The 12,988-nt window shown below is 69.5% G+C and carries 7 protein-coding genes and 2 pseudogenes; 4 read left to right on the top strand and 5 right to left on the bottom strand.

All coding sequences use genetic code 11. The features are described from left to right. Nucleotides 1-278 precede the first annotated feature (278 nt). Together J7E91_RS36620 and J7E91_RS35010 are read left to right on the top strand one after the other, a co-directional pair. Nucleotides 279-2,573, top strand: a pseudogene (locus J7E91_RS36620) (Helicase associated domain protein); the annotation flags it as partial. A gap of 136 nt (nt 2,574-2,709) precedes the next feature. Then, complete coding sequence (locus tag J7E91_RS35010; RefSeq protein ID WP_214911410.1) at nt 2,710-3,954, top strand: PIN domain-containing protein; 1,245 nt, start codon at nt 2,710-2,712, stop codon at nt 3,952-3,954. Between the two features lie 123 nt (nt 3,955-4,077). On the opposite strand, the gene J7E91_RS35005 is transcribed toward J7E91_RS35010, so the two are convergent. Continuing rightward, nucleotides 4,078-6,054: an AAA family ATPase gene (locus J7E91_RS35005; RefSeq protein WP_214911408.1), complete on the bottom strand. Its 1,977-nt coding sequence runs from the start codon at nt 6,052-6,054 to the stop codon at nt 4,078-4,080. A 298-nt stretch (nt 6,055-6,352) separates the two neighbouring features. On the opposite strand from J7E91_RS35005, the gene J7E91_RS35000 reads away from it, so the two are divergent. Further along, nucleotides 6,353-6,910 (top strand): helix-turn-helix domain-containing protein, encoded by a 558-nt coding sequence (locus tag J7E91_RS35000; RefSeq protein ID WP_308377569.1) that lies wholly within the window; start codon nt 6,353-6,355, stop codon nt 6,908-6,910. 30 nt (nt 6,911-6,940) lie between these two features. Here J7E91_RS35000 and J7E91_RS36615 read toward each other — a convergent pair whose 3' ends face one another. The 4 genes from J7E91_RS36615 to J7E91_RS34980 all read right to left on the bottom strand — a co-directional run bounded on the left by J7E91_RS36615 (nt 6,941) and on the right by J7E91_RS34980 (nt 11,699). Then, complete coding sequence (locus J7E91_RS36615) at nt 6,941-7,465, bottom strand: hypothetical protein (RefSeq protein ID WP_251016734.1); 525 nt, start codon at nt 7,463-7,465, stop codon at nt 6,941-6,943. 600 nt (nt 7,466-8,065) lie between these two features. After that, nucleotides 8,066-8,809 carry an ATP-binding protein gene (locus tag J7E91_RS34990; protein ID WP_214911403.1) on the bottom strand — a complete coding sequence of 248 codons (744 nt, stop codon included), beginning with the start codon at nt 8,807-8,809 and terminating at the stop codon, nt 8,066-8,068. Then, complete coding sequence (locus J7E91_RS34985) at nt 8,806-10,419, bottom strand: Mu transposase C-terminal domain-containing protein (protein WP_374224829.1); 1,614 nt, start codon at nt 10,417-10,419, stop codon at nt 8,806-8,808. Before J7E91_RS34985 ends, J7E91_RS34990 begins: the two co-directional genes overlap by 4 nt. A 101-nt stretch (nt 10,420-10,520) precedes the next feature. Further along, entirely contained in the window at nt 10,521-11,699 is a 1,179-nt protein-coding gene (locus tag J7E91_RS34980; RefSeq protein ID WP_214911399.1) for an ATP-binding protein, read from the bottom strand. A 282-nt stretch (nt 11,700-11,981) separates the two neighbouring features. On the opposite strand from J7E91_RS34980, the pseudogene J7E91_RS34975 reads away from it, so the two are divergent. Beyond that, nucleotides 11,982-12,854: pseudogene (locus J7E91_RS34975) on the top strand (IS481 family transposase); the annotation flags it as partial. Nucleotides 12,855-12,988: the final 134 nt, after the last annotated feature.

The raw sequence follows: 12,988 nt of genomic DNA, 5'->3' as shown, positions 1-12,988 counted from the left end.
CCGCACGGGCGAGGAGCAGGTCGCAGCCGTGCGCCGACTCTGGCCCAGCTTCTGTGGTGGAGCCACGCTGAGTCAGCGGATCACTCGCGACACAGGTTAGGGCATCCGTCGTTTTCTGATTCTCACCACAGCGAACAGGAGTTTCTCACTGAAGGGCGCTCACAGTTCTCAGAGAGAGTCCATCTGCGGAAAGCCCGCAAACTCCTTTCATCAGGCCTTCCGGGTCTGCACGAGACGGACACCTCATTGAGAATCCATCTGGGCAACGAGGCAACAATCAGCAGCCGTGGGCGTCGATCCACGACAACGCCCGCATCCCTGCCGACTTTCGGCTCTACCTGACCGCGACCCCGCGCATCCTGGCCGCGGCCCGGCCGCAGAAGGGCGCGGACGGCCAGGAGCTGGAGATCGCGACCATGGCCGACGACCCGGAGGGCACGTACGGCGCGTGGCTCGCAGAACTCGGTCTGAGCGAGGCGATCGAAAGCGAAATCCTCGCGGGGTTCGAGATCGACGTGCTGGAGATCCGCGACCCCTCCCCCGTCCTCGGGGAGTCGGAGGAGGCGCGGCGCGGCCGGCGCCTGGCGCTCCTGCAGACAGCCCTCCTGGAGCACGCCGCCGCGTACAACCTGCGTACGGTCATGACGTTCCACCAGAAGGTGGAGGAGGCCGCGGCGTTCGCGGAGAAGCTGCCGGAAACCGCTGCCGAGCTGTATGTCAACGACGCCTCCGCCGACGACCTGGCGCAGGCGGAGAAGCTGCCGAAGTCATCGATCGACGCGGAGTTCTACGAGCTGGAGGCCGGCCGTCACGTCCCGCCGGACCGGGTGTGGTCGGCGTGGCTGTGCGGCGACCACCTCGTCAGCGAGCGGCGCGAGGTCCTGCGCCAGTTCGCCAACGGCATCGATGCGGCCGGCAAGCGGGTCCACCGCGCCTTCCTCGCCAGCGTTCGCGTGCTCGGGGAGGGCGTGGACATCACCGGCGAGCGGGGAGTCGAGGCCGTCTGCTTCGCGGACACCCGCGGCTCGCAGGTGGAGATCGTGCAGAACATCGGCCGGGCGCTCCGCCTCAACAAGGACGGCTCCACGAAGGTCGCGCGGATCATCGTGCCGGTGTTCCTGGAGCCGGGCGAGGACCCGACCGACATGGTCGCCTCCGCGAGCTTCAAGCCGCTCGTGGCCGTGCTCCAGGGCCTGCGCAGTCACGATGAGCGCCTGGTCGAGCAGCTCGCCTCTCGCGCGCTCACCAGCGGCAAGCGCAAGGTACACGTCCGGCGTGACGAGGACGGGCAGATCATCGGGGCCGGCGGCGAGGACCAGGAGCAGGACGACACGCAGGCCGCCGCCGAAGCGGCGCTGCTCCATTTCTCCTCTCCTCGCGACGCGGCGACGATCGCGGCGTTCTTGCGCACCCGGGTCTACCGGCCGGAGTCGCTGGTGTGGCTGGAGGGCTACCAGGCCCTCATCCGCTGGCGAGCGGAGAATGAGATCACCGGCGTCTACGCCGTCCCGTATGACGTTGAGGTCAAGGTCGGCGTCACGAAGGACTTCCCCCTCGGGCGGTGGGTGCACCAGCAGCGCAAGGCGCTGCGGGCGGGTGAGCTGGAGGACCGGCGCAAGGTCCTCCTGGACGCGCCGGAGGCCGGGATGGTCTGGGAGCCGGGCGAGGAAGCGTGGGAGGCCAAGCTCGCCGCGCTCCGCTCCTACCGGCGGGCCACCGGGCACCTCGCGCCGCGTCAGGACTCGGTGTGGGGCGAGGGTGAGGCCATAGCGCCCATCGGGCAGGACATGGCCAACCTCCGGCGCAAGGGCGCGAAGAACGGCCTGGGCAAGGACCCCAAGCGGGCCGCCGTACGGGCGGCGCAGCTGGCCGCGATCGACCCGGACTGGAACTGCCCGTGGCCACTGGACTGGCAACGCCACTACCGCGTCCTCGCCGACCTCGTCGACGCCGACGGCCACCTGCCCGACATCGCACCCGGCGTACTCATGGACGGCGACGACATCGGGCGGTGGCTCCAGCAGCAACGCCGTACCTGGGCACAGCTGTCGACCGGGCAGCAGGAACGGCTGGCCGCGCTGGGCATCAAGCCGCTGCTGGAGGAGCCGTCTCCCGCCCCAGCGGCCAGGCGTACGACGAAGGGTCCGAGCAAGGCGCAGCAGGCGTTCCAGCGGGGCCTGGCCGCCCTCACGCAGTGGGTGGAGCGGGAAGGCGCGGACCGGGCCGTACCGAGGGGGCACAGCGAGCAGCTCGCCGTCGACGGCGAGGCGGAGCCTGTGACCGTGAAGCTGGGCGTATGGGTCTCCAACACGAAATCGAGGAGGGACCGGCTGGACGCCGAACAGCTCGCCGCCCTCGCGAAGCTGGGCATGGACTGGGCGGGCCCGGCGCCGGCCGCCGCCCCCGACCCGCCGACGCGCCCGTCGCAGCGTATCCACCACGATGAGTGCGAGAAGACGCTATACGAGGGCGGCACGTGTACTGCGACCTCATCGAGCAGTACGGGCCGCCCTCCGACCACGATGACTACTGGCCGCTCCGCGCCCGATCTTTCCTCCACTGCCCAGAGGTAAGCGCGACCACCAGCAACAGACGTTCGTCGTGTCTGTTGTGCCGCTGCGGGTGTAGAACCCCGTGTCGGTGAGACCGGCGTTTCCGCCCTAAACGGCAAATGGCAGGACGGACCATCCCCGGCCGGGGTGGGCGGGTGTGGTGCGGTCCGTCGGTGCCAACTCCTCCATCCTCCGGCCGCCGGAATGGAAGCATGGCCTTATGGCAGACCTGCGTCGTAAACCGTCTCAAGAGCCCTGTGTACCCACCCTCATCCTTGATACCTGCGTGGTCACTGCGCTGCCGTGGAACAGCACGGTCTGGGAGTTGTTCCGTGCCGTGCGCGCGGCCGGGACCGGGCGGATCGCCATCTCGGAGATGGTCCTGATCGAGCTGCTCGCGCAGAGGGGCCGGGAATACAGCTCGGCGCTCGACAAGGCCACCGCCGCCCATCAGGCTCTGTGGAAGCTGCAGTTCGTCGACATGGACGCGACGCATGTCTGGCCGGCCGTCTACAGCCCGGAGGATTCTCTGCAGAAGTGGGAGGACATCTACCGCCAGACCATGGAGGTCCTACCCCTGACCCGGGAGGCTGCGGTCGAGGGCCTGCGCCGTGAGGCCCACCGACTGCGTCCCGCCCGGGCGTCCGGGAAGACGGCAACGGGCAGCAGGGATGCGGCGATCTGGATGACCGTGCTGGAGCAGGCGAAGGTTGATCCCACATGCCCTGTGTACTTCGTCAGCAGCAACGTGAACGACTTCGGCCCAAACGGAAAGCTCTACCCCGACATGGCGAACGAGGTGAACGTCGCCGGCGTGAGCGTCGAATACCTCACCAACCTCGACGAAGCACTCAGTCGGATCAGCCGCCGCGAGGACCTCGCCCACGACGACAAGGGCCTGGCCGGGTGCGTAACCGCGGCGACAACGACGCAGGCCTTGTGGTCATTCATCGTCGAGTCGATGGAGGGGCAGCAGGTCGCTGGCGCCGTCGTTGACTTCGACGACGAGGATCCGTTCGTCGAATGGGAGTCCGCCTGGTTCGAGTATCAGGTGCGGATGATGGAGGTCGCGTCCTGGAGCGACGAGGCCTCCTACGTCGTCGGAACGGCCGACGGCCCCGGCAGCCCGGTCAGGAGCCTGGCTGCCACCGTCAGCATCCTGGTCGGCGGCGAGGCACGCCGCTGGACCCGGCGTATGGGGACCGGTGATCTGGAGCCCGTCGCCTTCGCCATCGACCTGCGCCTTCTATTCGGCCCCGGCTCCATCAGTGTCGCATCGGCCAGCGAACCGAGATCCTTCACCGCTGCGGAAGGCGATGCCGCCACCGCCATGGCGGTCCGGCTGTGCGCGGGCCACGGATACTCCGTCCCCCAGCTCCTCCAGCGCCAGGAAGAGCTCTAGCGTCCACGGCGCGGCAGCGGAATGGACCCACATCCCACAGGCGCGGCGCACAGGCGGCTGGCCGGACACGCACGAGGCCCCGGGTGTTCATGGCCGCGCCCGGGGTCTCGTGCGTCTGCAGGTTCAGGCCGTGAGTTTCTTGAAGACCGTCTCGAAGCGGTCGAGGGTGTCGTCGTCGACCTGCTCGAAGAAGGCGTCCTTGTCCCGGGTGAGCTGGTGAGCGGGTCCGACGTGGTCGAAGTCCCGGGACTTGTGCTGCCTCTCCCGGGCCATCCCGATGCGCTTGAGGATCGGGAGGGGCTTGTCGGGGGTGATCAGGTCTTCCTCGTTGATGGTGACCTCAGTAGCCCTGTTGTACAGCCAGAGGTAGTCCCTGGTGGAGAACAGGTCCTCGATGTCGGCCGTCTCCGGGAGCCCGTCGAGCTGGCCGATGACGGTGATGTGCGCGGCATCGACGTTGGCAGCCTCAGCAGCGCTGAGTACCTTGGCGGTCACCTTGGTGGTCTCGGCCCCGTCAATGAGCGCCCGGACGGACAGTCGGCGTCCCATGACAGCGATGAAGGCCGGCATGTTGCCGATGCCGCCGACCGGGATGATGGCCAGCCGCGGGTCAAGGCCGGTGCGGCCCTGGCTGACCAGGTAGTCGGACATGCGCATGAGGAAGACGAAGTCGCTGCTGCCTTCCACGGCCAAGAGGGGTCCAGCTCCGAGGAACAGGTGCTGCGCCACGGAATATCCGAGCGCCGCTTCCACCGGCAGGATCGTCTTGGGGTCCGCGGACAGGCTGACCGAGGTGATGACCACACCCAGGCTCGGGTCTGTACGGGTCGCCTGGTCGTGGATAGCGCGCATGGTCTCGTACCGCGTCGGGTCGATCATGTGCTGGGAGTGGGTGGTGTAGAGGACCTGCTGCTTGGGCCCGAGCTCGCCGTAGACGTACCGCAGGAAGTCGCCCTGGGCCTCGCCGTGCAGGCTCGTGCCCGGTTCGTCCAGCAGGACGACCACGCGCTCATCGGTGTCGCGGTAGGCGCTGAATGCGGCGAGGAAGGAGAAGAACCACTGGAAGCCGGTGGAGCGGGTGGAGAAGTTGGTCTCCACCCCGCCGTGCCTGTCATCACGCAGCTCGATCTTGAGCAGCCGGTGGTGGGGCTGCGGCTGACCGTTGGTGTCCGGGGGCATGGGGGTCAGGTCGGTGTCGAAGACGACCGTGAGGTCCTCGTTCTGCTTCCAGTACTCGAAGACCTGAGCGCTGAGGTCCAGGCTGGCGGCCTGGAGCTCGGCCTTGCGGCTGGCGTAGTCCTCGTCCAGGAAGTCGTCCGGCCCCTCACCAGCGAGGCGGAGCAGGGACATCATGGTCTCGTCCCCGCGCTGCCACTGCCGGGTCTTCGCGCGTTCGGCGAGTGCGTGGAGGTCGCAGTCACCGGGGAGCATCTCGTAGGTGGAGAAGTAGAAGAACTTCGGGAGCAGTTCGATCAGCTGCTCGTGCTCCTCGCCGTCGAGGCCCCCTTCGACGTACTGCTTGCGCCGGTCCAGCTCGGCCGGGACCTTCTCGATCGCTTTGACCCGGGCCGTCTTCTTGCCGCCGCCGACTTCCCTAGCTCGGGCCTTCGCCGCGGCGCTCACGGCCTCGATGGTCGTGTGGTCCCCAGTGATGGCCTGCTGGTCGTCCTCATCGTCGACGCCGGCTTCTTCGAAAACGTCCGCCAGGACGTCCTCGAGGGCGCAGTGCACATCGGCTCGGAGGCTGCCGTCGTAGAGGCGTGACGCCTTGACGTACGCCCTCGCCGGCGGCCGTACGCCGACCAGCTCCTCAATCGCTTCGAGGTCCGCGTCCTCCAGCTCGAAGACAGCCGTCACGGGAGCGACCGTGTCGAGATCCTTCGTGCGCCGGTCCCTGGCCAGGTTCCGCCGCGGATAGTCGGTGGTGACATGAAAGTCGTCCGCGTTGTTGGCCGGGTTCAGCCGATGCAGAGCCTTGAGAACCGTCGTCTTGCCCGACTCATTCTTGCCGATCAGGCACGTGACCTCGGGGTCGACAGCCATGGTCTGCTTGTTCGTGATGTTGCGGAACGCCTCGATCTCCACTGACGTCACCAGCATGGCACTCCCCTCCAAGGGCCACGTTGCCCTTGTCTGTTCCGCGCAGCGTGGGGCCTGTGCCAGATGGGACAGGTGCGACCGCGCGATGTGGCTTAATCAGCCAGTATGAATCCCGCCACTGACAGCGGTGCCTCCGATGATTGGTTGGAAGCGGTCTCGCCCAAGGGCTCGTAGCGTGCGTCAGCCAGCGCTGTCCCGAGAATGCAGAAACTGGCAGGCGGGGGCAGACGACGTGGGAGAACTGACGCTACGGACTGCAGGGTGCTGGCCCTGTCGGCTGGCCGCTTGGAGGGCGGACGTGGGACAGATCGAGCAGGGTTTGGAGCGTGCATTGCGCACCCGGCCTGTTCCTTCAAGCACCGAGGCACGCCTGCGGTTTTTGCTGGCGGCGCACCGAGGTTCCACCCAGAGGGTCGCCGCCGTGCTGGGGGTGTCGCAGCGCACCGTGCAGCGGTGGGTAACGAAGAAGCCAGGAGCGCGTCGTCCGCCAGGTCCGATGCAGGTCCGGGCGATCGAGGAAGCAGTGCTGGCTCGCTGGCAGCCCCGGATACGGGCCCGTCGGCGTGCCCAGGCAGAGGCGGAGGGGTTCGTCTTCCATACCCGTGCGCGATTCGGGTTCGCGGCTCCTGCAGGCTCCTCAGATGATCCGCGGGTGCGGTGGATTACCCAGGACCTGCCGGGAGAGGTGGCCCGGGAGTTGTTCGCCGCTCGGGATGCCGGCGCGGGTGAGCAGCAGCAGACGGTGATCCTGGCCCGGGCGCTGGGGCACTCCTACTTTCGCGAGTGGGGCCGCCGGGCCCACGGTCTGCACATCGCTTTCAGCGACGTCGAGTTCGCCGACTTCTCGATCGGCTGAGCCTGCCTCGTCGAGCGCCCGCGTCAGGGGTCAGCGTCGCGAGGGCCTAGCGCGCCTGGCCGGTATCGCTTCGTATCTCTCGGCTTCCTGCCGCTCGCGCCAATCCCACTCCACACGGCCGGCCGGGCCTTTGCGGCGGGCTTTGGGCGGCTGGGGCGGGCGCAGCCTGGCCGTCTCCGCCACGCGCAGCAGGTGCGCACGGTCCCCTGGCGCGGCGAGCAGTTCCTGGTCTTCGCCGGATGCGAGCCGGGTGAAGCAGGCCGCGGCCCGTAAGAAGGTGCCTGCCCAGGGGGGTACGGGGTAGGTGGCACAGCCGTCGGTGTAGCGGGCGTGGTCGTGCAGGGCGAGCGTGGTCGCGGTGTCGTCGTAGTCGCGAGGGCGGGCGGTGGCGAGTTGCTGAAGGGAGGCGCCGGTGAACAGCGCGGTGGCAACGGTGGCTGCCAGGCGAGGGTGTGCGGTTGCCGCGTGAAGCCGGTGGGCGACTTGCTGGGCGGTGTGCGCGGTGAGAGGAGCGGGCGGTGGGCGGTGCCGCCAGGCGATCGGGGCGGCGTGCACGGGTCGGCGCAGGGGCGGGGGCTGTCGTAGGAGACGAGGCGGTCCAGTGCGGGCAGGGTGAGGCACTGGCCGGCTGGCCCGGCGGGCTCGTCTGCCGGCGGGGGTGCGGCGATAGGTGTGCCGTAGTAGTGGCGGCGGGCGGCCTCGAAGTCGGCGGTGACGGAGTAGTCGACCGTCTGCAGGGCCTGGTGCAGAGCGGCGGGAAGGTGAGGGCGGTGGCAGACCAGGGTCAGGTGGATACCGGTGAGGGCTTGTAGCTGCAGGAGGCGCATCGCGCGACGGGCGGTGAGGCGGTGGGCACGCAGGACGGTCAGCCGGGTGACGGGCAGGGCGGTCATCCAGGCGGTGGCGGCTTCCCAGGCCGGCTGACGCCCGGCGGGGAAACGCCCCGGGAGCAGGGGCGGTTTACCGAGTGCGGCGAGAAGGTCGTGGGCGAGGCCGGTTTCGCTGGTGGTGCCCGGGCCGGGGTGCAGGGTGATCCGGCCGGACGACGGGTGGTGGGCGGCCAGGGCGGTATGCGTGTGGATCGCGTCGTCATGGCGGTCGATGACCACGGTGATGGGCGGCGGTGGCGCGGCGAGGGGCATGGAGGTGTGGTGGTCAGGCGAGGCGGCTGAAGGCCCAGCGCAGCAGTTCCTGGTCGACGCGGGGGCGGCCGGTGCGGGCCAGGGCGGTACGGGTGTGGGCGGTCAGCTGGGCCCAGGCACGGAAGTTGCCGTGCGCGGCGTGGCTGTCGGCGAAGGTAATGTCCTCAGGATCGGCGTCCGCCCAGATCGGGTGGAACAGAGGGATGGCCTCGAGGACCTCGCTGGAGGTGAGGCGGGTGAAGTGCTGCCAGATGAAGATGCGGGAGGAGAGCATCGGCTCGCGGCGCAGCACGGTGTGGCAGCCCTCCCCGCCGACGAAGATGATCGCGAGCTGGGTGGAGGGCTCGTCCCACAGGTAGCGGAAGTACTCGAACGCCTCCCCGTTGAGCCATTGGGCCTCGTCGACGAGGAAGGTGCGGGGGCGCTCGGCCAGAGCGGTCTTCAACAGTCGATCGAACTCGCTGGGGTGGCGCGGCGGTTCACCTGCCAGGTCAAGCGCAGTGAACAGTTCGTAGCGCACCGCGCGGGCGGTGGGCCGGGCCCGGAAGGTGATCTTTCGGACGTCCTCGCCGGGTTCGAGTGCGCGCAGGCAGGTGTTGACAGCCAGGGTCTTGCCGAAGCCGGCGCCGCCGTGGATGCACATCATGGCCCGCGCGGCGACGGTGTCGGTGATGTTCTCCCGCGCGGTGAGCAGGGCCCGGGTGGTGACCACGGAGGCGTCCGGCAGGTCGACGTACTGGTAGGTGGCCGCAGTCACGAGGCGTCTCCGTCTTCGTCGGGGGTGGGAGGTGCGGCCTGCCTGCCCGGGCCGTCTGGGACTGCAGGGGCGGAGTTACGGCCGGACGGGAGCGGGGCGGGCGGGCCTGGCGTGGTCAGCGCAGCCAGGGAAGCTGGGGTGCGCCAGTCGGCCGGGGGCGCGGCGGGCGGGATGACGTCCGGCAGCGCGAGCTGCGACAGGCTGGTGCCGGCACTCCGGGCGAGTTCGGCATCGGCCTGCGCACCGGTCAGCGCGCCGAGCCGCCGAGGGGGCTCAGCCTGGGTGACGGCGGCGTAGCGCTGTCGCTGGGAAGCTTCGAGGTCCTTTTTCAGGCGGCGGCTTCGGGCAGCCCGTGCCCGCCGTACGGCGCTGAGCTGCTCTTCGGTTGCCTGGTCGGCCAGGTCCGCGGGACCGAGGTAGCGGCCGGTGGCGGCGTGGTAGACCTCGATGCGGTGGTCGTGGTGGGGCATGAAGCGGATGCGGACCTGGATCCCGGCCTGGCCGGTCATCCACGGCCCCACATAGTCACGTTTCCTGAAGCGGATGCCGCGGGTGGTCAGCGTGCGGGTGCCGGCGTCTTCCAGGGTGAACGTCCACAGGTCCGCGGCCGGCACGTCCCGCAGCGGGGTGGGATCGTCCTGCCACGCCTCGAGCGGAGTCTGGCCCCGCAGCGGTGAGGGGTGGTGCTCGGTGTTCCACCACCGTGTCCAGTCCAGCAGCCGGGCGGTGAAGTCCTCGAAGCTGAGCAGTACTTCGTCCTTCGGCCGGGAGGGGCGTTTGCCGGGGCGCGGCTGGCGGGCGTAGCCGGGCAGCGCGGCCAGGAACATGCTTTCCACCGCCCGGTTCAGGCCCTCCACGGTGCCCTTGAGGTGGGGGGTGTAGGCGGGCAGGTCCTCCACGGTGACGTCCAGGAGATCGAACGCGGCGGTCACCGTCCTGGACAGGAAGTCCTTGCCGCGGTCCACCCGTACTTTCTCGGGCAGGCCGCCGAACGGGCCGTAGGGGTCCTCGCGCAGGACCGCGGAGCGCAGCGCGGCCAGCACCGACTCCCGCGACGGATGCACCGGCGTGACGGCGACGCCGGTGATCGCGTTGGTGGCGCAGTCGGTGAACCACGTGATCCACGGCCTGCGGGGCTTGCCGTCGACGTCGACCAGCACCGGGGCCTGCATGTGGTCGGTCTCCCATGCCTGGTTGCGCCAGCCCCGCGGCCGGGCCAGGAACACATCGTGTTTGCGCGCCGCCCGCTCGCCTTTCGCGAGTCCGGCCCGCTCCCCCGGCGTCAGGTCCCGCTGGATCGCCCGGTGCAGCGTCGGAATCGACGGAGGCGGCTGCCCCCCACCCCTGGCCGCGCGAGCGGTCAGCTCACGATGGACCGCCGCGACGTTCCCCTTCCACAGCCCCAGCAGACTCCGGACCTCCGAGGTTACGGTGAAGCGATCCCTGCTCTGGGCCCGTGCCCCAGGCTCCGCGGCCGCGGACTCGTCGCGCTCGGCGGCGGCCAGCCACCGCCACACCGTGCGCTCAGTCACTTCCAACGACTCCGCCATCAGCCGTACATGACGGATCGTCAGTTTCTGGTCCTGCCGCAGGGCGAGCAGCCGGCGCACGGCAGGGCCGCGCAGCGCCGACAGGGAGGAAGAAGGCAAACCTCCCCGCGCGTGCGGACCGTCCTCGTGGCCGCCGGCCTCTCCCGGCCCGGAGCCGCCGGTCACAGCGGCCCCATGAGCCGTGCGCAGGCCCGCTCCAGCAACCGGCGGTCCACTACCGCACGGCTCTTGCCGTAGATCTCGGCGGTCAGGTGCGAGGTCAGCTTCGCCCACGTCCGGAAATTGCCGTGCCCCACATGCTCGTCCACCCACACGACATCGGCCTCGCTCACGTCCTCCCACAGCGGGTGGAAGGCCGCCATCGCCGCTGCCACCTCGCCCGGGCGAAGACGAGGTACCAACTCCCAGGTCAGCACCCGAGAGGCCAGCGCGGGCACCCGGCGCAGCGCCCGTTCGCTGCCCGCGCCCGCCAGAAGGAGCGCCGTGTCCGTGTCCGGGTGGTCCCACAGCCCGCGCAGAAACTCCAGCGCCGGCCCCGGAAGGCGCTGTGCCTCGTCCAGTACCAGCACGCGGGGCTGCCGTAGCGCGTTCACCAGCGTCAGGTCGGCCTCCCCCGCCCCGCGCGGTAGACGCCTGCCCAGCTCCAGGGCGTCCGCGAGCACCCGGCGCAGTTCGGGAACCGTCGGGTGCACACCGACGTGGACCCGGCGGACCCGGGCCGGGTGCGGCAGCTGGGACAGGGCGTACTGCAACGCGACGGTCTTGCCCTGGCCGGCGTCGCCGTACAAACACACCACCGCCCCGACCGCGGCCGCGTGTGCGACCGTCCGCAGCACCGATCGAACGGCAGGTGTGTGCACCACCTGCGCGCCCGGCACCAGGACCGGAACCTGCGCCAGGTGCTTCTGCTCCCGCAGAAACACCTGCCCGCCTGTACCTTGGCCGGCCACGACGTTCAGGCCGAGCTCGCTGAGCGGATCGGGCCTGCGTGGCCCGGCCACCACGGGCTCCCGCTCGACCATCAACGCCCGGCCCGCCCGGCGGTCCCTGCGGATCACCCGGTGCAGTGTCGACGCCGACGGAACCGAGGCCCCGCCGCTGGCAGCGGCCAGCCGGCGCCTCAGCTCAGCGACACTCCCTCCCACCTCGCCCAGCAACGCCCACACCTCGTCCGACACCGCATACCCCTGCCGGACCGGCGCCTCCACCTGCCCGGTCGTCTTGGCCTGCTCCAGCCAGCGCCACACCGTACGCTCCGAGACACCCACCGTCTCAGCGACCGCACGCACATGCCGCGTCGACAACTCCCCCGCCTGCTGCCGCTCCAGCAGACGACGCACCACCAACCCCCTGGGCAGCACAGGCCCACGACCGGCCCTTACCTCTTGGTCCACCCCACGATCACACCGGCCGGGCCCACCTCACCGCATAAGAACTCTCGAACCTGAGACAGCATCAGCTGCCATGCGATAAAGCCCCACGACAGCGATCCAACCCATCAATCTCTCATCTCATGACAGCGGCCCCCCACCCGCAAACACCCACTGACCAGCCCCGTAACGCGAACCCCTGGACCAGCGTGACCGACTCTCACCACCACCGACACCAACCCGAGAGATCGCAGGCGGGCCGCCGAACGCTTCCAGGTCTCACCGACCACCGCCCAGCGGTGGGCTGCCCGCTACCGCACCCTCGGTGAGGCCGGCATGGCCGACCGCTCCTGCCGCCCGCACACCAGCCCGCGCCGCACCCCAACCCGCACCGAGCGGCGGATCATCAAGGTCAGGCTCATCCGCCGGTGGGGCCCGGCCCGCATAGCCCATCTGCTGAACCTGGTGCCCTCGACCGTGCACCGGGTACTGACCCGATTCGGTCTGGCCCGCCTGGCCCATCTGGACCGCGCGACCGGCCGGCCCATACGCCGCTACCAACGCGAGAAGCCGGGAGAGCTGGTGCATGTGGACATCAAGAAGCTCGGCAACATCCCCGACGGCGGCGGCCACAAGACCCTCGGCCGACAGGCCGGCCGCAAGACCCGCTCGAACGCTGGCTACAGCTATATCCACACCGCTGCCGACGACCACTCCCGCCTCGCCTACAGCGAGATCCTCGCTGACGAGCGCAAAGAGACCGCCACCGCGTTCTGGAGCCGGGCCCACGCGTTCTTCACTACCTGCGGGATCACCGTTGAACGAGTCCTGACCGACAACGGCTCCTGCTACCGCTCACGCGACTGGCGCGATGCCCTGGCGGCGGCCGGGATCGCACACAAGCGAACCCGGCCCTACCGGCCACAGACCAACGGCAAGGTCGAACGCCTCAACCGCACCCTGCTCGACGAGTGGGCCTACAACCGCCCCTATCGCTCAGAGCAGGAACGACGCGAAGCGTTCCCCACATGGCTCCACTCCTACAATCACCACCGCGGACACACCGCGCTCGCAGGCAAACCACCTGCCAGCCGCGTCCCCAACCTCACAGGGCAATACACCTAGGGCCTGTGTGATGTCGTGATCAATCGGCGGTCTTCAGCAGGTCGTCGATCCAGATCATCGATGCGCGGAGGTGGAGGCCGGCCAGGTAGCTTTCGGGTGTCTTGTCGTATCTGGTTGCGATACCTCGCCAGGCT

The organism is Streptomyces sp. ISL-99, assembly GCF_018614005.1.
GTDB lineage: Bacteria > Actinomycetota > Actinomycetes > Streptomycetales > Streptomycetaceae > Streptomyces > Streptomyces flavidovirens.
This window is presented reverse-complemented; position numbering and strand designations above follow the sequence as displayed.